This window comes from Prevotella sp. (genome assembly GCF_051059605.1).
Taxonomy (GTDB): domain Bacteria; phylum Bacteroidota; class Bacteroidia; order Bacteroidales; family Bacteroidaceae; genus Prevotella.
Genome location: NZ_CP050883.1, coordinates 3,194,946 through 3,219,226, shown reverse-complemented (window position 1 = coordinate 3,219,226; position 24,281 = coordinate 3,194,946). Strand labels below are relative to the sequence as shown.

General features: G+C 41.1%; 9 protein-coding genes, 2 tRNA genes and 2 rRNA genes. 3 read left to right on the top strand and 10 right to left on the bottom strand.

Features of this window, described 5'->3' with window-relative positions:
• From HEQ28_RS12440 to HEQ28_RS12425, 4 genes are all read right to left on the bottom strand, one after another.
• Positions 1-2,898: ribosomal RNA gene (locus tag HEQ28_RS12440) — 23S ribosomal RNA — on the bottom strand.
• A gap of 183 nt (positions 2,899-3,081) precedes the next feature.
• Positions 3,082-3,155, bottom strand: a tRNA-Ala gene (locus HEQ28_RS12435).
• A gap of 16 nt (positions 3,156-3,171) precedes the next feature.
• Positions 3,172-3,245 (bottom strand) — tRNA-Ile (locus tag HEQ28_RS12430).
• A 158-nt stretch (positions 3,246-3,403) separates the two neighbouring features.
• A 16S ribosomal RNA gene (locus tag HEQ28_RS12425) occupies positions 3,404-4,933 on the bottom strand.
• The 16S and 23S rRNA genes sit together here with 2 tRNA genes alongside, the layout of an rRNA operon.
• A 1,494-nt stretch (positions 4,934-6,427) precedes the next feature.
• Between HEQ28_RS12425 and HEQ28_RS12420 the strand changes: the two genes are divergently transcribed.
• The 3 genes from HEQ28_RS12420 to HEQ28_RS12410 all read left to right on the top strand — a co-directional run bounded on the left by HEQ28_RS12420 (position 6,428) and on the right by HEQ28_RS12410 (position 12,721).
• Positions 6,428-8,488 carry a beta-galactosidase gene (locus HEQ28_RS12420; RefSeq protein ID WP_434502890.1) on the top strand — a complete coding sequence of 687 codons (2,061 nt, stop codon included), beginning with the start codon at positions 6,428-6,430 and terminating at the stop codon, positions 8,486-8,488.
• Positions 8,489-8,495: 7 nt separating this feature from the next.
• Positions 8,496-10,529 (top strand): beta-galactosidase, encoded by a 2,034-nt coding sequence (locus tag HEQ28_RS12415; protein WP_434502888.1) that lies wholly within the window; start codon positions 8,496-8,498, stop codon positions 10,527-10,529.
• 119 nt (positions 10,530-10,648) lie between these two features.
• Positions 10,649-12,721 (top strand): alpha-L-fucosidase, encoded by a 2,073-nt coding sequence (locus HEQ28_RS12410; RefSeq protein ID WP_434502887.1) that lies wholly within the window; start codon positions 10,649-10,651, stop codon positions 12,719-12,721.
• 169 nt (positions 12,722-12,890) lie between these two features.
• Here HEQ28_RS12410 and HEQ28_RS12405 read toward each other — a convergent pair whose 3' ends face one another.
• From HEQ28_RS12405 to HEQ28_RS12380, 6 genes are all read right to left on the bottom strand, one after another.
• On the bottom strand, positions 12,891-14,807 hold the full coding sequence (locus tag HEQ28_RS12405; protein WP_434502885.1) for a glycoside hydrolase family 13 protein: 1,917 nt from the start codon (positions 14,805-14,807) through the stop codon (positions 12,891-12,893).
• A 6-nt stretch (positions 14,808-14,813) separates the two neighbouring features.
• Entirely contained in the window at positions 14,814-16,721 is a 1,908-nt protein-coding gene (pulA, locus tag HEQ28_RS12400; RefSeq protein WP_434502883.1) for a type I pullulanase, read from the bottom strand.
• 10 nt (positions 16,722-16,731) lie between these two features.
• Positions 16,732-18,861: a glycoside hydrolase family 97 protein gene (locus HEQ28_RS12395; protein ID WP_434502881.1), complete on the bottom strand. Its 2,130-nt coding sequence runs from the start codon at positions 18,859-18,861 to the stop codon at positions 16,732-16,734.
• 63 nt (positions 18,862-18,924) lie between these two features.
• A complete protein-coding gene (locus HEQ28_RS12390) occupies positions 18,925-21,624 on the bottom strand; it encodes a 4-alpha-glucanotransferase (RefSeq protein WP_434502880.1) in 2,700 nt (899 codons plus the stop codon).
• A gap of 159 nt (positions 21,625-21,783) precedes the next feature.
• Entirely contained in the window at positions 21,784-23,106 is a 1,323-nt protein-coding gene (locus tag HEQ28_RS12385) for an MFS transporter (RefSeq protein WP_434502878.1), read from the bottom strand.
• Positions 23,107-23,156: 50 nt separating this feature from the next.
• A complete protein-coding gene (locus tag HEQ28_RS12380) occupies positions 23,157-24,182 on the bottom strand; it encodes a LacI family DNA-binding transcriptional regulator (RefSeq protein ID WP_434502876.1) in 1,026 nt (341 codons plus the stop codon).
• Positions 24,183-24,281 lie beyond the last annotated feature (99 nt).

Sequence of the window (24,281 nt, the reverse complement as noted above, 5' to 3'; positions counted from 1 at the left end):
GAAAGAAAGTTTCGGGCAATTAGTAGTGCTCGGCTTTGACGTCACCGTCTTTACACCTGCACCCTATCAACGTTGTCGTCTTCAACGACCCTCTATGGAGTTCTAATCTCGCGGCTGGCTTCGCACTTAGATGCTTTCAGCGCTTATCCATTCCAGACTCAGCTACCCAGCGGTGCGCCTGGCGGCACAACTGGTAAACCGGAGGTCTGTCCATCACGGTCCTCTCGTACTAGTGACGGCACCACTCAAAACTCCCACGCCCACGATAGATAGAGACCGAACTGTCTCACGACGTTCTGAACCCAGCTCGCGTGCCACTTTAATGGGCGAACAGCCCAACCCTTGGGACCTTCTCCAGCCCCAGGATGTGACGAGCCGACATCGAGGTGCCAAACCACCCCGTCGATATGAGCTCTTGGGGGGGATCAGCCTGTTATCCCCGGAGTACCTTTTATCCTTTGAGCGACGGAGTTTCCATACACATCCGCCGGATCACTATGCCCCAGTTTCCTGCCTGCTCGGCATGTCTGCCTCCCAGTCAAGCGCCCTTATGCCATTGCACTCTATTAGGTCGGTTACCAATCGACCCGAGGGCACCTTTGGAAGCCTCCGTTACGCTTTTGGAGGCGACCACCCCAGTCAAACTACCCACCAAACAATGTCCTCGCAAAAGCGAGTTAGACCTCAGACAGCCAAAGGGCCGTATTTCAAGGATGGCTCCACATACGCTGGCGCGCACGCTTCAAAGCCTCCGGCCTATCCTACACATCGGATGACCAAGGTCAATGCTAAGCTGTAGTAAAGGTTCACGGGGTCTTTTCGTCCCATCGCGGGTAATCGGCATCTTCACCGATACTACAATTTCACTGAGCTCATGGTTGAGACAGCGTCCGGATCATTACACCATTCGTGCAGGTCGGAACTTACCCGACAAGGAATTTCGCTACCTTAGGACCGTTATAGTTACGGCCGCCGTTTACCGGGGCTTCAATTCAATGCTGCATCCTTAAAGGAATGACATCTCCTCTTAACCTTCCGGCACCGGGCAGGTGTCAGACTGTATACTTCATCTTTCGAGTTAGCACAGCCCTGTGTTTTTGTTAAACAGTTGCCTGGACCTATTCTCTGCGCCTCTCCCGGAGGAGAGGACCCCTTATCCCGAAGTTACGGGGTTAATTTGCCTAGTTCCTTAACCATGAATCTCTCAACGCCTTAGTATGTTCTACCCGTCTACCTGTGTCGGATTGCGGTACGGGTACCACAGGGATTAAGTTTAGCGGATTTTCTCGGGAGTATGCTTACCAGCGCTATCAGCTTCCCCCGAAGGGGAGGCCGTACTATCAGGTTCGACTCGGAAGGTGGATTTGCCTGCCTTCCTCAACATCTACACCCTTTAACGGGGACTTCCGTCACCCCGCGGCTGTGTCACTGCTCCGTCTCCACGTCACTCCCTATGGTAGTAACGGAATATTAACCGTTTCTGCCATCGCCCTCGCCCTTCGGCTGAGACTTAGGACCCGACTAACCCCAGGCTGATTAACATTGCCTGGGAAACCTTAGACTTTTGGCGGAGGGGGATCTTACCCCTCTAATCGTTACTTATACCTACATTTGCTTTTCCATACGCTCCAGGATCAGTTATCTTCTCCATTCGACGCATATGGAATGCTCCCCTACCGATACTTTTATTATTACTATCCCGCGTCTTCGGTACCTGCCTTATACCCGATTATTATCCATGCCCGGACCCTCGACTAGTGAGCTGTTACGCACTCTTTGAATGAATGGCTGCTTCCAAGCCAACATCCTAGCTGTCACTGGGACCAGACTTCGTTAGACTAACTTAGACAGAATTTGGGGACCTTAGACGGCGGTCTGGATTCTTCTCCTCTCGGGGACGGACCTTAGCACCCGCCCCCTTACTGCATATCTGCTGCTCATGAGCATTCGGAGTTCGTCAGGTCTTGATAGGCGGTGAAGCCCTCTTGACCTATCGGTCGCTCTACCTCTCATGAGGATCGATACACGCGGCACCTAAATGCCTTTCGGGGAGTACGAGCTATCTCCAAGTTTGATTGGCCTTTCACTCCTACACTCAACTCATCCAGAAGCTTTTCAACGCTTATTGGTTCGGACCTCCATTCCGTGTTACCGGAACTTCATCCTGGTCAAGTGTAGATCACTTGGTTTCGCGTCTACCCCCTCTGACTAAACGCCCTGTTCAGGCTCGCTTTCACTGCGGTTGCGGGGCTTAACCCCTTAACCTTGCCAGAGATGGTAACTCGTAGGTTCATTATGCAAAAGGCACGCCGTCACTGATTGCTCAGCTCCGACCGCTTGTAAGCGTATGGTTTCAGGAACTATTTCACTCTTCTTATCGAAGTTCTTTTCACCTTTCCCTCACGGTACTGGTACACTATCGGTCTCACAGGAGTATTTAGCCTTACCGGATGGTCCCGGCAGATTCGCGCAGAATTCCTCGTGCTCCGCGTTACTCAGGATACCACTATGCCGGTTTCAACTTCACATAAGGGGCTATCACCCGCTATGGCTGAACTTTCCAGTTCATTCTGTTCATTGTTGCCGTACAACAGCGTGGTCCTACAACCCCGGCGGTGCGTTGCCACATCACCGGTTTGGGCTGTTCCCCGTTCGCTCGCCACTACTAGGGGAATCATTATTTATTTTCTCTTCCTCCGGGTACTAAGATGTTTCAGTTCCCCGGGTTAACCCTCACGACTGGCGTGAGTGACTGTCCTTCAGACAGACGGGTTGTCCCATTCGGAAATCTTCGGATCAACGGCTATTTGCACCTACCCGAAGCTTATCGCAGCTTATCACGTCCTTCATCGTCTCTGTGAGCCTAGGCATCCACCATACGCCCTTTCTTACTTTCTTTCGCCAACATGACAGTAAATGTCATGAGGTTGCTCATACTTTCAGCTGTTAAGTGAAATCTAAAAAATCTTGCGATTTGTTGATTTCAAAGTTTGAACTTTGTTACTTTACAGTTTTGCTTGTGTCAATATGTCAAAGATCTATGTGGAATACATATACTTAATCAAAAGCATGTTCCTTGTGTGGAGAATAACGGATTCGAACCGTTGACCCCCTGCTTGCAAAGCAGGTGCTCTAGCCAGCTGAGCTAATCCCCCGTGGGATTTTAAGGAGTAGTCCCAGGCAGACTTGAACTGCCGACCTCCACATTATCAGTGTGGCGCTCTAACCAACTGAGCTATAGGACTATATCTTCCAGCTGGTTCATTCAAGCTACGTGGGCTTATTGTGCCCAGCTTCCTTATTTCTCTTATATCTATAAACAGTTCAGTGAGTACAAGAAGGAAAAGAACCAAACTCTTGTTCTATCCTTATATATAATCCTTTGTCGGAAAATCGTCTCCAGAAAGGAGGTGTTCCAGCCGCACCTTCCGGTACGGCTACCTTGTTACGACTTAGCCCCAATTACCAGTTTTGCCCTAGGCCGTTCCTTGCGGTCACGGACTTCAGGCACCCCCGGCTTTCATGGCTTGACGGGCGGTGTGTACAAGGCCCGGGAACGTATTCACCGCGCCATGGCTGATGCGCGATTACTAGCGAATCCAGCTTCGTGAGGTCGGGTTGCAGACCTCAGTCCGAACTGGGACCGGCTTTAAGGATTGGATTACTTTTGCAAGCAACCGTCTCTCTGTACCGGCCATTGTAACACGTGTGTAGCCCCGGACGTAAGGGCCGTGCTGATTTGACGTCATCCCCACCTTCCTCACACCTTACGGTGGCAGTATCTCCAGAGTGCCCAGCATGACCTGATGGCAACTAAAGAAAGGGGTTGCGCTCGTTATGGCACTTAAGCCGACACCTCACGGCACGAGCTGACGACAACCATGCAGCACCTTCACAGAGGCCCCGAAGGGCATCACCATCTCTGGATCTTTCCTCTGCAATTCAAGCCCGGGTAAGGTTCCTCGCGTATCATCGAATTAAACCACATGTTCCTCCGCTTGTGCGGGCCCCCGTCAATTCCTTTGAGTTTCACCGTTGCCGGCGTACTCCCCAGGTGGGATGCTTAATGCTTTCGCTTGGCCGCTGGCCCAGGTGGGTCAACAGCGGGCATCCATCGTTTACCGTGCGGACTACCAGGGTATCTAATCCTGTTCGATACCCGCACTTTCGAGCTTCAGCGTCAGTTGTGCTCCCGTAAGCTGCCTTCGCAATCGGAGTTCTTCGTGATATCTAAGCATTTCACCGCTACACCACGAATTCCGCCTACGTTGCGCACACTCAAGTCTGCCAGTTCGCGCTGCAATTCAGATGTTGAGCATCTACATTTCACAACACGCTTAACAGACGGCCTACGCTCCCTTTAAACCCAATAAATCCGGATAACGCCTGGACCTTCCGTATTACCGCGGCTGCTGGCACGGAATTAGCCGGTCCTTATTCATACAGTACCTACAAATAACCACACGTGGCTAACTTTATTCCTGTATAAAAGCAGTTTACAACCCATAGGGCCGTCATCCTGCACGCTACTTGGCTGGTTCAGGCTTTCGCCCATTGACCAATATTCCTCACTGCTGCCTCCCGTAGGAGTTTGGACCGTGTCTCAGTTCCAATGTGGGGGACCTTCCTCTCAGAACCCCTACTGATCGTTGCCTTGGTGGGCCGTTACCCCGCCAACAAGCTAATCAGACGCATCCCCATCCACAACCGATAAATCTTTATTCCTCGTCAGATGACATCTGAGGAAATTATAGGGTATTAGTCTTACTTTCGCAAGGTTATTCCCTAGTTGGGGGCAGGTTGGATACGCGTTACTCACCCGTGCGCCGGTCGTCGACAAGGAAAGCAAGCTTTCCTCTCGTTACCCCTCGACTTGCATGTGTTAAGCCTGTAGCTAGCGTTCATCCTGAGCCAGGATCAAACTCTCCATTGTAAAATATTATATATTCTATTTCTAGAATGTCTGTAATCTGTTCAGAACGAATCTCCTAAATTATTGTAGTCTAAAACCTGATTTTTTCGAAACCGAACTAATGCTCGGTGACGGTTTGTTTCTTTTTACCCGAGTACCGAAATAAATCTCAGCACTCGCTTCTTGTACTACTTTTCTGTCTATGTAAATCTTTTCAAAGAACTCTTTCTTTTGCTTATCGAGAAGCGTTGTTCTCAAAAGCGAATGCAAAAGTATAGGTTTTTATTCAAACCTCCAAATCTTTTTCATAAAAAGTTTCAATTATATTTCAATATTTCCGTTTTGTTGACAGAATTGATGATTTGGAAAAACATACACATTATTATATTTAGAAGGAACTTTTACTGCGTTTAGTTATGGCGGGCAAATAGCTAAACAAAGGGGATTCCTACATGTGGGAATTCGCATTTTTAAGCTACGAAGCTACATAAATTCATTAACTAACTGTCATTTAGTAAGTTACGCAATATTTTACAGAAATATAGCCATGGCCGGCTACATTATTGAATGATGGTTTAACGATGAAACGGGAAAGATGGAATTATTCAGAATTAATTTTTAACGAGGAAAAGAAAACGTTTGATCGATGAAATGCAAACTTTATGTCGTAGAAACGAAAACGTTTGATCGATCAAACGCAAACTTTGTATCGTAGAAACGGTTTTATGGATGAGAATATCGGCTTTTTAATCATATGAATACGCTATATAGTTAGCATTTTAGCAGATGCTCATTCTACAATTCTCCCCCTAAGGGTTTTGTAATAAAATAGTGTCGAAGTGTCTATATGCTCTCTATCAATTAGTTAGAGATAAATACGGCTTAATGACGTGACAGTGAGATGACGGTGTTTTCTACGTTTCATCGATCAAATGCAGAATTAGAATTAAATAAAAGGCGATTTTTCACTTCACCTAAATATGCGTTTCTATATAGAAACACAACGGGGATGAAAATTTAGCTGATTGTATTATTCAAAAATTCACAGACATGCTATCGTCACTTCATTAAGCCATATTCACCTCTAACTTCCTGATTGTGAATATAGAAACGCTTCGACACTTATATTTTTAAAAGTCCGTAGTATACGCATGCGCACGAACATATTATATAGAACAGTATCTCTCGTGTATTATAATAAAAGCCTGCCAAGAATGTCTATATTACGATTAAAGGTGATAAAGCCTACTATTCATTTTATTCTCTGTTATTGGAATAGATTGTACCGATATAGGTTAATGGGTACAAAATATCTTAGCAGTGAGGCTGTTGGTGGTTTTACCAGAATTGTGTGCTGAGTATGTATGCAATTCTGCATCTCCTAGTTCAAAAGCATTGGCAGAATTCGAATATTTTGATTATAAAGGAGACATGTAATTATATTTTTTATTATCTTTGTCTCGTCGAATAACATTCGAGACAATCGTCATAAATATCACTAATAATTTAATAACAATGAAAAATAGGTTTCTTCTTTTTTTATTTATCTATTTATCAATCTTTACAAATAAGATACAAGCACAGTACCATTTCGATAAACCTCTCTATGGAGCAGCTTATTATAGTGAATATTCACCTTCAGACCGTCTTGATACTGATATAAAGATGATGAAAGAAAGTGGCACTACAGTTGTACGTATAGGTGAATCATCATGGGGACTGTTTGAACCTAGTGAAGGTCAGTTTGAATTTGCATGGATGGACCGCATAATAGAAAAGTTACAGAAAGCCGGGATAAAGATAATATTAGGTACGCCTACATATAGCATTCCGGTGTGGATGGCTCAAAAATATCCTGAGGTACTTGCAGAAAAAGTAAATGGACAGAAAAGTTATTATGGGATACGTCAAAATATGGACTTCTACAATGCTAAGTATCGTTTTTTTTGCGACAGGATAATACGTAAATTGATGGAACGTTATGCAAAAAATCCTGCCATAATAGGATTTCAGGTTGATAATGAACTTGAAGCTAGAGGTATTAATAATGATGATTACTTTAATGGATTCAAATCTTATCTTCGCACTAAATGGCATGATGACTTGCCTGCTCTTAACAGAGCATGGGGGCTAAACTATTGGGGCATGAATGTCTATAACTGGGATGAACTTTACAAACGAGATGGGGTTACATGTCCATCATATAAGAACGAATGGGAACGTTGGAATAGGAAGGCTACAGCAGATTTTCTAAATTGGCAGGTGGACATCGTCAATGAATATAAGCGTAAAGATCAGTTTGTTACACATTGCTTTATGCCTTATTTTAATAATATCGACCAAGTTGAAGCTTTTAGACAAATGCAGTATCCAGCCATTAATGTTTATCATAGTGTTCAAGATAAGCAAGATGGTGAGTGGATAGCCTATTCTGGCGATTATATGCGCACCGTAAGCAAGGGCAATTATATTGTTACAGAAACTAATGCCCAAGCTACAGGATGGGATAGTAAGGGCCAATATCCTCCATACGATGGTCAACTGCGTCAGAATGTTTATTCACATTTTGCCAGTGGTTCTAATATGGTTGAATATTGGCATTGGGGAACTCTTGATTATGGTCAGGAAACTTATTGGGGTGGACTTCTTGGGCATGATATGGAACCAAACAGAGTGTATAATGAATATGCAACTACTGCTCACGAAATTGATAATATAGGTAAGGAAATTGTCAACCTTAAAAAAAAGAATCAGGTAGCAATACTATATAGTCATGATTCATATTTCGGTCTGCAATTTATGCCATATACTAATGGTGAAAACTATCCTGTAGTTCAACTGCATAGTCTTCTATACCGTAACAATATAGAAACAGATATTGTTCCATGTGATAAGATGACCGATTTCAGTCAATACAAGATGTTGGTGATACCGCCTTTGTATGTAGCCTCAGACATTCTTCTTGAAAAAATATCCGACTTTGTAAAGAATGGAGGTGAAGTAGTAATGATGCTTAAGAGCGGTTATTGCAACGAGAATTCGGCCGTACGCCCAATGAAAGCTCCCGGACCTTTGCGTAAAGCTTGTGGTTTTTATTATCAGGAGCATTCTTCTATAGCACAGATGAATCTCAGAGATAATCAGTTTGGCGTAAAAGAAAATGCCGTAGGTACATGGACCGAATTCATTATTCCTGAGACAGCCAAACCATTGGCGTATATTGATCATCCGTTCTTCGGTAAATGGCCTTGTATTACAGAGAATAATTACGGCAAGGGGCATTTAGTTTATATAGCAACTGTGCCATCTGACCAATTGCTGACCAAAATTATCATTAGTTCAGCCAAGAGAGCGGATGTTTTGCCATTTGATGGCAAATATCAATTCCCAATAATTATCCGCAACGGAACTAATGACAAAGGTAATAGTATACATTATATTTTTAATTACAGTGCAGAACTAAAGACGGTTGTTAACCCATTCGGTAAGTCTTATGATATAATAAATAAGAAAGTTATAAACAAGGATGAGTCAATTGAAATGCCTGCATGGGGCGTTATCATAGCAAAAGAGTAATATGTTTATGAATAATAAGATAATAGTATTTATAATTGCTTTTATTTTCTGCACAAGAATTAGTGCACAGAATTTGTATGTTGGAACAAACTACCATCCACATGATGATAAAAACTTAGAAAAGATAAAAAAAGATATATCCTTGATGAAGGATGCCAATTTTAAGGTTGTACGTATGGGGCATCTTGCATGGGACAGTTACGAACCTACAGAAGGAAACTTTGATTTTGGTTGGTTTGATAGTGTTATGGATATGATGAATAAAGCCGGGATAAAGGTTATATTAGATATCGCAATTCGTCCTGCGCCAATATGGCTACATCATAAGTATCCTAGCATAGATGTAGTAGATGCTAATGGATACCGTATGTATCCTAATCATCGATATATGGAAGATGTCGGTGATCCAATGTATCAAAAATACGCACTTCGTTTCGCTAATGAAATATCAAGAAGATATGCTAATCATCCGGCATTATTAGCATTCGGAATTGATAATGAATCTGGAGATGGACCTATCTCATATTCAGAGACTGTAAGGCAACGGTTTATCTCGTGGCTGCAAAACAAATATATATCAGTAGACAAACTTAATGCCGCATGGGCTGGACAAAGGTGGTCACGGCGAATTGGTAACTTTGAAGAAATAGGACTGCCTATTTCCGGTTCAATAATTGGAGCTCCCGAAAGGATCCTAGACTTCAGAAGATTCATATCTGATGAAGTTAACGGAATGTTATTTAAAGTAATTGAAGTCGTTAACAGAAATGCACCAAAAGCATTGCTAAATACAAATGCATGGTATTATAGTCCCTTGAAATATATTAACTATGCTGACATTGCCTATTCCGGCAAGATGACGCGTGAGGGTTGTGGCTTTTATCCGGGGGCTTCGCTTACTTCTAATTGGGGGTTAATGGATGCTTTATTTGGTATATCACGCATTCAGTTTGAGAGTAAGAATCCTTTCTGGTGTTCTGAATTTACTACTATGACTGCGGTTCCCGGCTCAATACGTAAATCGGCTTATGCAACATTGATGTACGGAAATCAGATGATTTGTGGTTGGACATGGCAGAGTATGCATGGTGGAGAAGAACAATATCTTGAAGGGATGCTTGACTGGGATGGTATTCCAAATCGCAAGTATGACGAATATAAACAAATAGCATCAGAGTTTAAGAAGATCTCGAAGTTCTTCCCGTATAAGCTGAAACCCGAGGTAGGCATGGCTTTTTCCTTCCCTAGTCAGATAGCGAGTGCTTCTTTTCCTGAACAGCACCAAAGTCAGTTGCAGTCATGTTTTAACTTATGTTATTATAGAAATTTAGACTCACGTATTGTGGATATCAGCAAGAGCCATCTTAATTATAAACTTTTGTTTGTTCCCGGATTAGCTGTTATGGATTCGGTTACAGCAGATAAAATCAGGAAATATGTAAGTGATGGAGGAACTGTAGTAATGACAAGCAATTCGGCGATAGTAGATGAAACAGGTAAAGTATTTTCGTCAACACGTCCAGGAAGGTTAAGTGATGTTTTTGGCATAAGAGTAGCGAATTACGAAGAAACCGAAGCCTTGAATGAACTTTCACGTAAATCATATACAGGAAAGAAACTCGAAATAAGTTATAAAGGGCAATTTCTAGACACAGAATCATCAAGATTTGATGTGATATATACTAAAGGTGCAAACGTATTGGCAAATCTAACCAGTCTTGACAAAGATTATCCTATAGTAACTTGCAATAAATATGGAAAAGGTCAGGCATATTATGTAGGGCTTCCTGCTAATAAAGGCATATTAGATTTTTTATTTGATGATTTGATTAAAGAACTTTCTATAAAGAAAGGGCCTGAAGTAGCAAAAGGAGTGATGGCTCGCTATATTGATAATAAGCATATTCTATATCTGAATACTAGCAATGAAAAGAAGCTAATAATGATACCCACTAAAGCCAAAGGTCTTTTGTCTGGTCGACATTATGACAATGCTATACAGTTGGAACCATTTGAACCTGAATTTATAGAATTAGAATAAGACGACATATGTGAAAACATGTGTATAAAAACGGATAGTAATGTTATAACAGTTCTTGATAAATATTATAAGGTAAATGTTTAATATATCACCTTCTGAATATAAAACAATAAATTAATATGAAACGAACACTTGTGTTATTATTTTCGGTATTTATGTTTGTATTTGCTTCGGCACAGACAGCACCCGAACCTTATGGACCAACTCCGAGTGGTAATCAATTGAAATGGCAGGAGATGGAGCGATATGCCTTTGTACATTTTTCAGTAAACACATATACAGATCAGTGGTGGGGCAATGGTGATGAAGATCCTCGTATATTCAATCCTACCAAATTAGATTGCCGTCAATGGGCCAGAGTATGCAAAGAATCGGGTATGAAAGGCATCATCATTACCGCCAAACATCATAGCGGCTTCTGTCTGTGGCCATCAAAGTATACTAATTATTCTATTAAAAACTGTCCCTGGAAAAACGGCAAGGGTGATATTGTACGAGAATTGTCAGATGCCTGCAAGGAGTATGGCCTTAAATTAGGCATATATCTTTCTCCGTGGGACAGAAATAGCCCTGATTACGGTAAACCTGAGTATATTAAATATTTCAGAAATCAGCTTACAGAACTTCTTACCAACTATGGCGATATATTCGAGATATGGTTTGATGGTGCCAATGGAGGTACCGGATATTATGGAGGTGCTCGGGAAGAACGTAAGATAGATCCAAAGACATATTATGATTGGCAGAATACATATAAGTTGATAAGGAGTTTGCAACCTAATATAATTATATGGAATGATGGAGGCGACCGTGCAGATGTACGTTGGGTAGGTACAGAAGCTGGTAATGCAGGTGAAACCAACTGGAGCACGATGAATGCTAAAGGCGATACACCTTATGCGATGTTGCACTATGGTGTGGAGAATGGAGACTCATGGGTACCGGCGGAGGTTAACACCTCTATCCGTCCTGAATGGTTCTACCATCCAAGCGAAGACACCAAGGTAAAATCATTATCCCAACTTATGGATATCTACTATACTTCAGTAGGTCGTAATGGTACGTTGCTGCTCAATTTTCCAATCGATACACAAGGTCTTATACATCCAAGCGATGCCAAAGCCGGCAAAGAGTTTGCCCAGGCTGTCAGCGAAACCTTCAGATATAATCTTGCTATCGGCAAGAAAGCTACAGCCTCAAACACACGCGCCAATAGCAAAAAGTTTGCTGCAACTAATGTTATCGATAATAATAAAGATACATACTGGGCAACAGACGATAGTGTAACTAGAGCATCACTCACTGTAGACTTAGGCATGCCCACAACCTTCAATCGTTTTATGATTCAGGAGTGCATCCGCCTTGGTCAGCGTGTAAAGTCGTTCACCATAGACGCTTTCACACAAGGGCGATGGCATAAAATAGCCGATGCCACAACAATAGGATATAAGAGAATACTATGTTTCCCGTCTGTAAAGGCATCAAAAGTACGTATCACAATAACCGACTCAAAGAGTTGTCCTGCCATCTCTAACATAGGAATATATGATGCACCTCAGATTCTTACTCAGCCGTCAATAATCCGAGCCAAAGACGGAAAAGTTATAATCATTCCCGCTGATAAGGAATCGGGTATCTATTATACCACAGACGGCACATTACCAACCGTAAAATCACATAAGTATACTATGCCGTTCAATACATCAGGCAAGATAGAGATCAAGGCCATAGCTTACGATGTTAAATCAGGTAAGAGCAGCCCCGTATCTACCGAAAAGTTTGATTTGCCACGCACCGATTGGAAGATAATAAGTACTACCGATGCCAAAGCTATAAATATACTAGACGGCGATCCTTCATCATCATGGCATCAGCCCAAGGGCACAAACCTTCCAGCCGATATAGTAATAGATTTAGGAGCTAACCAAAATATAAGTGGTTTCAGATATCTTCCAGACCCAACCCTATGGGACCCCGGAATAATCAATGCCTATCGTTTTTATGTTTCAACTGATAATATTAATTGGAAATTGATAAGCCAAGGAGAGTTCTCGAATATCAAGAACAACCCACTTAGACAAACCAAAACATTTGCGGCAATCAATGCACGTTATGTTAAGTTTCAAGCTGTAAAGAATATTGAGAATAACGATAATATCGGTTATGCTGAATTTGATTTGATCACTCAATAGTATAGTAATTCATAATCTGTTTAAAAGATTTTTGTAGGAGGTTTAGGTTCTTAGTACGAATTGTAATCATCTAAAGAAATATATCAAAAGGATATTAAAGAAAAAGTCTTAACTCCTAAATAATAATATCAAGGAGTTAAGACTTTATTGTATAAATGCCACTGCTAAACTAAAATTCAATAATCATAGACTGGCGAGGCTGTAATTTTATATCTTTTGATATATCAACGCTATTTCCAGTCACGACATCCTTTGCAGAACTGTTACTGCCAATAACTTCAGCATAACGAGATACAGGCAATAAAGCCTCATTCTTTGTGCCATTAAGAATTGTAAGAACTGTCTTATCGCCATACTGACGTGCTATGACATAAACACCCTTGAAAGGAACAAATTGTATCTGCTTACCCTTAGTGATCACATCATTATTCTGACGCCAATGTAGCAGTTTACTAACCCAATTAAACATTGCATTTTCATCCTCACTCCTACCCTCTGCTATAAAGGCATTATGAGAATCTCCGGCAAAACCTCCAGGGAAATCCTTTCTCACGTTACCATCAGTATTTTCCTTTGTACCGTTCATTAGCACCTCTGTTCCATAATATAGTTGAGGAGTACGGTTAACTGTGAGCAATATAGATAACGCCTGTTTAAGAGCAAGCGTGTCTTTACCATTACCAAGGAAGCGATCAGTATCGTGGTTTTCGATAAATGCCATTACATTTGAAGGATTCTCATAGAGATAATCATAACAGAAACTATTATAAATTCGGTTAAGTCCATTCCACCAATCATCAGTCTCTTCATTTTTTGCCTTATTCATCTTGTCGTAGAAACTGAAGTCCATAACTGTCTTGAGATAACTGTTGACATCTGACAACTTTGAATCTTTCTGCCATGCAGCTGTATAAGCTGGTTCAGTCACCCAAGTTTCACCAACAGAGTTGAAGTTTGGATATTCATTATCAATAGTCTTCATCCACAAAGACATAGCTTTTCTGTCGGCATAAGGATATGTATCCATGCGGATTCCGTCGATACCAACAGTCTCTATCCACCATTCGCTGTTTTGAATAAGATATTTGATGACATGTGGATTGTGCTGATTGAGGTCTGGCATACTTGGAACAAACCAACCGTCAACAGTTTCATGTAAATCATATTTGCTTGCATAAGGATCTAGTACCGGAGTTAGCTTATAGCTTGTCTGAAAATATTTTGACTTACCATCCTTTGCACCGAAACCTGTCATAGGATTTCGACCATCAAGTTTTTTTTCTTTTAACCAATCCGGGGTATTGAACCAATCTGCAGAAGGAACATCGGCTATCCAAGGATGCTCAAATCCACAGTGATTGAAAATCATATCCATTACGACTTTCAAACCATGCTTATGGGCATCATCAATAAGAGTTTTGTACTCGTCGTTTGTTCCAAATCGTGGATCTACACGATAATAATCAGTTGTGGCATAACCGTGATAAGTGCTGAAACCATTATTATCAGGAGAATTATTTTCCAATACTGGAGTAAACCACAACGCCGTAACACCAAGTTGATTGAAATAATCTAAATGCTGGCGTATTCCTGCTATATCTCCTCCATGGTGAAGACTAGGCATAGCTCTGTCTACAACATATTTATTCATGCCCTTCAATGGCTTATTGATATTCTTACCAGAAGCAAAACGGTCTGGCATGAGCATATAAAGTACATCGGAATTAGAGAAGCCATAACGCTTATCACCTTCCATAGCACGATTCTTCAACTGATACTTAATGGTGACAGAAGACTTGCCTGTGATAAATTTCAAAGGCATTTCACCAGCCTTTGCCCCACCAACATTAAGATAAACTAAGAGATAGTTTGGTGAATCAAGTCGCACCACACTGTCTAACTTTACGCCATTGTAGTCAACCTTTACATCAGCATTTTTAATATCCTTACCATAAACCATTAACTGAAGGGAAGGATTCTTCATCCCGACAAACCAGTTAGCAGGTTCGACCTTACTAACCTTTACTGCACCATTCATTGTCATTGCAGACAATAATAAACTGATACTAAATATAAATTGCTTCATTGGTATTTATTTATTATACATTATCAAGGCAGACTGTGCATCTACGGTAACTTTACCGCCAGCAAGCTGTCCTAATCCATTTTCATTAATCACTCCGTCGCAACCGACAACGGTATACTCGCCCAGAGGGACCTCTACGTCACAGGGAGAATTGTTACCATTGAGCAGTACGATGATGTTTTTCCATTTATCACCACCAGCATTGTCCTTTAGAATAAAACCTACCATACATGGCTGAACAGGAAGGAAATGAAGTTTGGCTCTCACCAAATCAGCATCACCGAGACGAAAAGCAGGATGATTCTTCCTTAGTTGTATTAGGTTCTTGTAATATTCAAACACTTGTGGATATTTCTTCATATTGTTCCAGTCTAGACTGTTTATACTGTCTGATGAACTGAATGAGTTGTGCACTCCTTTCTTGTCGCGCAACATCTCTTCGCCACTGAGCATGAACGGGACACCCTGAGAAAGGAACACCGCCGTCTGAGCTAACTCATCAAGACGAATAATCTGATCTGTATCAGCATTCGGCACAGAACTCTTTATACGGTCAACAAGACACATATCATCGTGGCAACTCACATAGCTAATCTGCTGGGTTGGCTGCAAAGCCCAAGGTTTCTTGTCATAGTTTACCTTCTGCATATCTATCTCAGGATGCATAATACCACCAACTAGACCAAACTTCAGACTTTCTTCCTCGCCAGCATTGCCCGCAAGAAACGCACCTTTATGATCGTCGTTAAAAGGACCACGAAGAGCATCGCGCATATCATCACTGAAAGCAGCTATTCCCGGCATATCTAATGTGTTAGCCTTTACTGCAAGCTTCTCCACAGGATATGCACAACTGCCAGCACTCCATCCCTCACCATATATAAATATTGTAGGATCTATGCTATTTACCTCTTTACGTATCTCGTTCATCGTTTCAATGTCATGTACCCCCATGAGATCGAAACGGAAACCATCAATATGATATTCATTAATCCAATATTTCATACTCTCAAGCATGAAACTGCGCATGAGATGCTTTTCTGAAGCCGTCTCATTTCCACATCCGGAACCGTTAGACGGTGTTCCGTCAGCATTATAGCGATAGTAATATCCAGGATATGTCTTCTCGAAATTGCTGTTTTTGAGATCGAACGTGTGATTGTACACAACATCAAGAATAACTCTTATCCCTGCGTTATGCAAAGCCTGCACCATGCACTTAAACTCATAGATACGCTTTACCGGAGAATAAGGATCTGTGGAATATCCACCATCGGGCACATTATAGTTTACAGGATCATATCCCCAGTTATATTGTGCGCTGTCAAGGTGTGTTTCGTCAACAGATGCATAATCGAAAGAAGGCAAAATATGGACTGCATTAATACCCAATTGCTTAAGATGTTCAATCGCTTTCGGTTCGGTTAAAGAAAGAAACTTACCCTTATTGATTATCCCAGAAGACGCATCAACAGAATAATCACGCCAATGCATTTCATAAATAACCAAGTCAGCGGGCGACTTTATCAACGGTCGCACATCGGCATTCCAGTTATCAGGATTAGTATCAAGCATGTTGAGGATTGCTCCACGTCTGCCATTAACCCCAACAGCCTTTGCAAAAACACCAGGAGTCTCTCCTTTTCCTATATCAAACGTATAGAACTTTCCCTTGAGATTACCTTTAACAATTGCTTTCCACTTATCAGCGCCGTCGCTCTTCATCCTTATGGTCTTGAGCAACTTGCCTGAAATACCACTGTCGTATATGCGAACAACACCCTTACTAGGTGAGTTCAGACTAAAAACAGTCTGCTCAGGACTGTAAGACATCTCATTAAAGACATCCTGTGCTTGAGCAAACTGAAATAGCAAAGCTGACAATGCTGTCATATATAAGGATTTTATATTCATAATATAAACATTAGAGCTTAATAACGCTAACTGCAAATCCACCGCCACGTACCTCATCAATCTTCAGCACGTCACCTTTCTTAACTGTTTTCTTTGTGATGACATAAGCCTTTGGATTCTTCTCATAGTCGGCATTCTTTGCATCAGCATATAAAGTGCAAGCATACTTCTTTCCCTTTTCTAGGAAATCAAGCTTAATGGTACTCTTATGACCATTCTCGTCACACTTGCCACCAATAAACCAATTATCTGTTCCCTTAGCCTTACGCGCTACTGTAATGTAATCACCAGGTTCAGCCTCAAGATACTTGCTATCAGACCAGTCTGCCGCTACATCACGTATAAACTGGAAAGCATCATCATACTTCTCATAATGTTCAGGAAGATCGGCAGCCATCTGCAACGGACTGTACATTACTAGATATAGAGCTAGCTGACCGCACAATGTGGTATGCACATAAGAAGTATTCTTTGACCAAGTTTTCAACTGAGTTTCGAAGATGCCAGGTGTATAATCCATTGGACCACCCTGCAAACGAGTAAACGGTAATACAACAGTATGATCAGGATTGCTTCCACCAAAAGCTTCGTACTCTGTACCTCTTGCACTCTCGTTACCAACAAGGTTAGGATATGTGCGGCAAAGTCCGGTAGGACGTGTGGCCTCGTGGGCATTAACCATGATATGATGCTTTGCAGCCATCTTTACATTATAAAGATAATGATTGTTCATGAACTGTCCGTAATGGTGTTCACCACGTGGGATAATATCTCCTACGTAACCAGTCTTCACTGCGTCGTATTCATATTTATTCATCAAATTGAAAGCATCTTCCATGTGACGTTCATAATTGATAGCCGATGAAGAAGTTTCGTGGTGCATAAGTAGTTTCACGCCCTTTGAATGAGCGTAGTCATTAAGCATCTTGATATCGAAATCAGGATAAGGAGTGACAAAGTCGAAAACATCAAACTTAGAGTTTCCAGCCCAGTCTTCCCAACCTTCGTTCCAACCTTCAACTAGGACCTCATTAAGTCCATTCTTTGCTGCGAAATCAATATATTTCTTAACTTCGGCATTATTAGCTCCGTGAGTTCCATTTGGTTTACATTTAGAATAATCTGTTACTCCAAGACGTACAGAAGGCAAATCATTAGTATAACTCCATGAATTTCGACCTACAATCATCTCCCACCATACACCGCAATACTTTACTGGATGAATCCAAGAAACATCAGAAAGAGCGCATGGTTCGTTAAGATTAAGTGTGAGTTTGCAAGAAAGCATATCACGAGCATCATCGCTCACCATAACTGTTCTCCAAGGAGATTTACAAGGAGTCTGCATATATCCCTTCATACCTTCGGCATCAGGAGTGAGCCAAGACTCGAATACCATATTTTTGTCGTCTAGGTTCAGGCTCATTGTAGAATAGTCAACACATTCAGCCTCGTGTATATTGATATAGAGTCCGTCATCGGTCTTCATCTGTAACGCAGTCTGAACTCCAGTTAGAGAGAATGTAGTCTGAGAAGAGTTCTCTGTAACAGCAGACTTCATTAGTCCTCGAATTTGAGAAAGTTTAGAAGTAACCGTCTCATATTCCTGTGTATCATAGTCTCCTGGTAACCACCAAGCCTTATGATCCCCAGTCATAGCAAACTGGGTATGTTCGTCCTTAATTATAAAATAGTTCAAGTCTTTCTGTTGTGGGAACTCATAACGAAGTCCCATACCATAATCATAAACACGGAAGCGGATTATGATATTACGGTTGCTTGATTCCTGATTAAGAGTTACAGCCATCTCATTATAATTATTACGAATGGTTGAAGTTTCACCCCATACAGGTTTCCAAGTCTCGTCGAATGTTGAAGTTTTTGTGTCGGCAACTGTAAAGCCATCCATTAGGTCTGTCTCCTTAAAGCCTTTAGAGGCATGCTTGTTTTTAGCTAGTTCAAGTCCTAAGTGACTTGGTTTGATTACAGCTTTGTTCTTGTATGTCATAGAATATGTAGGCACACCATTGCCGGTAAGTGAAAACGTTAAGCTCACTTTGCCGTCGGGAGACTTTATTGTCTGTGCGACAGCTAACATCGGCAACATCAAAGCGATAAAGAATAGTTGTATTTTTTTCATTTTAAAGGTAAATTTATTAAGCATCTCCTTTCCAAACAAATGGTATAGAGATGCAATAATTGTTTATTTTCTTCCTGATTGATTTATTAGTTCTGTAATATTTTCCTTGAAATCTATATTATTTATTAAGTCTTCTATTTTCACATGCATGCGATAACGCCAATAATGTTTTGGGTTAGCTGGAATATTTATGCGCTCAGCATTCTGGTCTGCAAGACGAAGTTTCTCGTCAATTGACAGCCAGTCCTGAATAGACAAGATGCAAAGCATACTAGGTGAAGTGAGGTGACGGCTTATAATGTCGCGAGCCAACCAACCTGGAAGTGGATGCGGAGCCGCACCACCACGATAGAGCATCGAATTATAATAAGCCTGAGTGCGCTCAAAATCCTCATCCCACCACTGGCGAAGCGTCGGCATGTCGTGACTAGAAATTGTGCAAACAGAGCGGTAAGGGTTACGACTAAGATGTCCGAACCTTACATGAGAATCCTTAGGCATACTTTGTAGTTCGAGACTCAATATTTTCAATTCGCTCATCACCCAAGGTACACAGTCTGGAACCATACCTAAATCCTCAGCGCACACAAGCATACGTGTTGCCTGAACGAGTTTAGGAAGTTTCTTTATTGCCTCACGATACCAAAACTGATTGTTACGGCGATAAAAGTAATCATTATATATACGGTTGAAAATCTCCTTATCGCCATCATATAGTGCCTCATAAGTGAAATCAAACTGAGCACTGATTCTTGGATGGAATTTATTATAATCCTTGTGATCACGGACAAACAACACATTGCTTATCAATGAATAAAGTCCATCTCTAACCCATGTATCTATATCAAAAGTTTTACCTTCAAAAGCAGCCTCAACTTTACGCTGAGTATCATATTCAGGTTTCATTACCCAAATATCATCATGAGAATAGTTAAGGTATTTATCCTTTACCTCACCAGCATGTTCCTTGAATACACGATCAAGAATCCAATCACTGATAAATGGTTTCGTAAAATGTTCCTCATTAAAATGCAGTCCATAAGCCTCAATTTCCTCGCGAGTCAAGCCCAAAGCTGGAGAGAACTGACCGAGTAGTCCATGAACAGCATCTACAGGAATTTCCCATATACGGAAGAAACCAAGCACATGGTCAATACGATAGGCATCAAAGAACTTATTCATGTTTTGGAATCTATGTACCCACCATGCACAATCGTCCTTAATCATCTCATCCCAATTATATGTTGGGAATCCCCAATTCTGACCGTTTACTGAGAAATCATCAGGAGGAGCACCAGCCTGTCCATTAAGATTGAAGTATTTAGGTTCCATCCAAACATCACATCCATTACGGTTTACACCGATAGGAATATCCCCCTTGAGGATTACACCCTTAGAACGTGCATATTCGTGAACAGCCTCCATCTGAGAGTTAAGGATGTATTGAACGAAATAGAAGAATTCAGCCTCTTTATATTCCTTACTTCCAGGAGTAGACAGAACCTTGCGATCATTCTCATTCCACGCAGAATGACCGTTCCACTTAGAGAAGTCTGCTGTAGCATATTTATCTCTCAGACAGCAATACTGTGCATAAGGGACAAGCCATGATTCGGCTTCGGCAAAGAATTTCTTGAATTCAGCACTATTGAATATATGTTTGCCTTCTTGAAGATATATCTCCTGAAGATACTTTAGCTTGGCATAGTTTACCTTCTCATAATCTATCTGTGTAAGTGAATTGAGTTGAATACGTAAAGATTCAAATTCAGAAGACTTTTTCGCATCCTTTATTTTAGGGAGCAAAGTGAGGTCGGCATATTGCGGATGAAGAGCAAAGATACTAATACAACTATATGGATATGAGTCAGTCCAAGTATGAGTGATCGTAGTATCGTTAATAGGTAGGACCTGAAGCACACGTTGATTTGTAGCTGCTATCCAGTCGATTGCTTTTTTCAAATCACCGAAATCACCTATACCGAAACTGGCATCAGAACGCAACGAGAATACTGGAACTAAGGTACCAGCTAACTTAAGATCAGAAATCTCAAAGAAAGCTTGATCAAGATAATAAACAGCAACATCACCATCAACAATATCAACCAAGTTTATTTCACGATTTAATCCTGTTTCCCAAAGTGTATTCTGATTATCATCGTTATCAATGGCAGCAAATTTAAATTCTAGTTTATTATACTTCAATGTCGAAGCATCTATATCTACAACCCATTCATTATAATTATGCTCGCACATTGGAATTGCCTTGAATACATCCCAAGCACCGAGAGAAGCATCCTTTCCGACAATCGCAAGACTTTTATTGTCACGTAATTGCGGAGCTCTAACGATAAGACGAAGAGTTCTTGAAAAATTAGAAGGTAAAGGAGTTGAAAGTTCACGCTTATTTACACACTCCGTAAAGGCTGAACTGTATAAATAAGAATCCTCTGGGATATCAATCCAACGATCGAAAACCTTATAACACTTACCGTTATCAGCACTTATCTCAAGACGATGAGGTTGTGTGAGCCATTCATGACGCTTTTCATTTCCATCACAATCAACACTATAGAAATAGTCGATGACTGAATTTATTGAGGAAGTAGACTTATTTAGGTCGTACCACCAATGCTTACCATGAACATTGTTCATTCTGAATTGAGAAAGTTTATCTTTCACATTTTTGACTCTTTCGACAACATTCAGCAAAATTTCTTCACCAAAGACAGTCTCATAGTCTATATTAAAACTTATTTTCATACGGTGTGTAGTATTTTTTTTGTAAAGATAACAATTAAAAGCTAACTCGGTTTAATGGATTTGCACAAATTCGCCATTTAATAGTGCAATCGTTTGCACGCATGTAAAAGGAAATCTCCCTATCTTAATATAGATTGGGAGATTCTAATTATAATATGATTAATCTTTATCCTTAATAGCAAACACACAAAGTGCTCCGACAACAAGACAAGCTCCAGCAAAAATCATCATATTACTCTGATTAGAACCTAAGAGCGAGAGAATTGTTCCACCCAAAAGAGCAGCTATTATCTGAGGTACACATATCGTTCCGTTGAAAAGTCCAAGGTATGCTCCCATGTGACCATAGCCCTGCAAAGCATTTGTAACAAAAGTAAATGGCATGGCAAGCATGGCTGCCCACGCACAACCTATAAGAATAAATGCAATAAACTGCACATACGGATTAGGGATGAAAGGAATGAGTGCAAAACCGATACCACCAAGAACAAGACTTATGGAATAGCCCAACTTGCGATTCTTAAACTGAGGTAGCAACATCGCCCAGACGACACTACCTAAAGCCTGAACAGCATATAACACGCCAACCCAGTTACCTGCTATTTGATAAGCTTCAGTAGACGTGGCATGAGGATCAAGCATATTTACATTCCAACAGGTGTCAGCAATAGCACCATTAGTATAAGTCCACATATACATGAAAGCAGCCCAACAGAAAAACTGAACTAATCCCACTCTCCAAAATGTAGCAGGTGCTTTAGTTAAGAGAGTTATCCAGTTACCACTGGCATGAGAAGATGTTTCCTCGGTAGCTTCATTATATTCAGCATACTCCTTAGGATTCCACTCCTTAACTTTCACCGTGGTGTAAATTACACAAAGGATAAGTATGGCTGCACCTAAATAGAAAGACCAGATAACGGAATCTGGAACAACGCCAGGACTAGCAGTATTCGCTATACCCAAAGCTGTAAAAAAGAAAGGGAACACAAAACCGACAACACTACCGGCATTGCACAAAAAGCTCTGTAAACTATAAGCCAAAGCCTTCTGCTTCTCGTTAACCATATCACCAACAAGCATCTTGAACGGCTGCATTGCCATATTGATATTAGTATCAAGAAACATCAACGAGATAAGTCCGAAAATCATTCCCGCACCTACTGACAATCCAAGCGAGCCAGCATTAGGTAACAGACACATCACCAATACTGCAACTGTCGCACCAATAAATAAGTAAGGTATGCGACGACCGAATCTACACCATGTCTTATCACTCAAAGTTCCCACAATAGGCTGAACCAAGATGCCCATCAACGGAGGGAGTATCCAGAAATAGCTAAGGTTATGAGGATCAGCACCAAGAGTGGCAAAGATTCTAGAAATATTAGCACTCTGAAGAGCATAGGCAATCTGTACGCCAAAGAATCCAAAGCTTAAATTCCAAAGCCCCATGATTCCCATATTAGGTTTTTGTTTCATAGTTTAAATCTTATATTCTCTAACTGAGATGTTTTTATTTATTAGTTACATTATCTTGTTGTTCCGCGTATAATAAGGCTAGTTCTCACAATTCTCTTCTCTACTTTATCAGAAGGTATCAAGCCCTCAACTTGTCCTATTAATATATTGGCAGCCTCCTCACCGACAACAACACCACGCTGTTCTACAGTGGTTAGCATCGGATCACAGGCTATTGCACGCTGTCCATTTGTGAATCCACATATACTAATATCATCAGGAATATGAAAACCCATACGCTTGGCTGTGTAAAGAACTCCAATGGCAGTATCGTCATTAACAGCAAAGAAAGCATCAGGATGGTCTTCAAGACTCAATATATCGGGAGTAATAGCTTCGGCATCAGCCCTATTATCACAATACTTCACGAAGCGTGAATCAAGCTGTAACCCGTTGTTGAGCAATGCGTCACGATAACCATTATATCTATTCTTGGTAATTTCGAGCCTCATTGAAAATCCATAGAATGCAATTCTCTTGCAACCAGTATCAATAAGATGATTCACGGCTGTGTAAGCCCCCATATAATCATCAACAACAACTCGACTGCAATCTACCCCCGTACATATTCTATCATAAAATACCAAAGGGACACCATGATCTATCAGACTCTGAAAATGGTCATACTTAGCTGTATCTTTAGCTTGCGAAACGATTACACCACACACCTTGTTTTCAAAGAATGACTTACATATATTAACCTCTCGCTCATATTTTTCATTGCTTTGCGCAACCATGATGCGATATCCTCGTGCATAAGCCTCTTCCTCTATACCACTTAGAACAGAAGAAAAATAAAAGTGTGTAAACTGTGGTACTATTACTCCTATAATTTTCACAGGCTTTACACGACTGTTGCGCAAAGTCTCGGCAATAAAGTTGGGATAGAAATTATGCTCACGAGCATAATTCTTTATCAATTCTCGTCTCTTTTCACTTATTCTCGGACTATCTTTAAGAGCACGGGAAACTGTAGCCACGGAAACACCAAGTTCTCTGGCTATATCCTTCATTGTCATAGGTGTAGATTCTTTCATGGTTCTAACTTAAATTTTATGATGCACTCCTTTAGGGGGGATGCAACAATTTATTATCGAACATTATGCAAAGACACTGCAAAAGGGAGCAGAATGATC

Coding starts and splice junctions, on each gene's coding strand:
- HEQ28_RS12420 (WP_434502890.1), top strand. CDS start 6,428: ATGAAAAATAGGTTTCTTCTTTTTTTATTTATCTATTTATCAATCTTT.
- HEQ28_RS12415 (WP_434502888.1), top strand. CDS start 8,496: ATGAATAATAAGATAATAGTATTTATAATTGCTTTTATTTTCTGCACA.
- HEQ28_RS12410 (WP_434502887.1), top strand. CDS start 10,649: ATGAAACGAACACTTGTGTTATTATTTTCGGTATTTATGTTTGTATTT.
- HEQ28_RS12405 (WP_434502885.1), bottom strand. CDS start 14,807: ATGAAGCAATTTATATTTAGTATCAGTTTATTATTGTCTGCAATGACA.
- pulA (WP_434502883.1), bottom strand. CDS start 16,721: ATGAATATAAAATCCTTATATATGACAGCATTGTCAGCTTTGCTATTT.
- HEQ28_RS12395 (WP_434502881.1), bottom strand. CDS start 18,861: ATGAAAAAAATACAACTATTCTTTATCGCTTTGATGTTGCCGATGTTA.
- HEQ28_RS12390 (WP_434502880.1), bottom strand. CDS start 21,624: ATGAAAATAAGTTTTAATATAGACTATGAGACTGTCTTTGGTGAAGAA.
- HEQ28_RS12385 (WP_434502878.1), bottom strand. CDS start 23,106: ATGAAACAAAAACCTAATATGGGAATCATGGGGCTTTGGAATTTAAGC.
- HEQ28_RS12380 (WP_434502876.1), bottom strand. CDS start 24,182: ATGAAAGAATCTACACCTATGACAATGAAGGATATAGCCAGAGAACTT.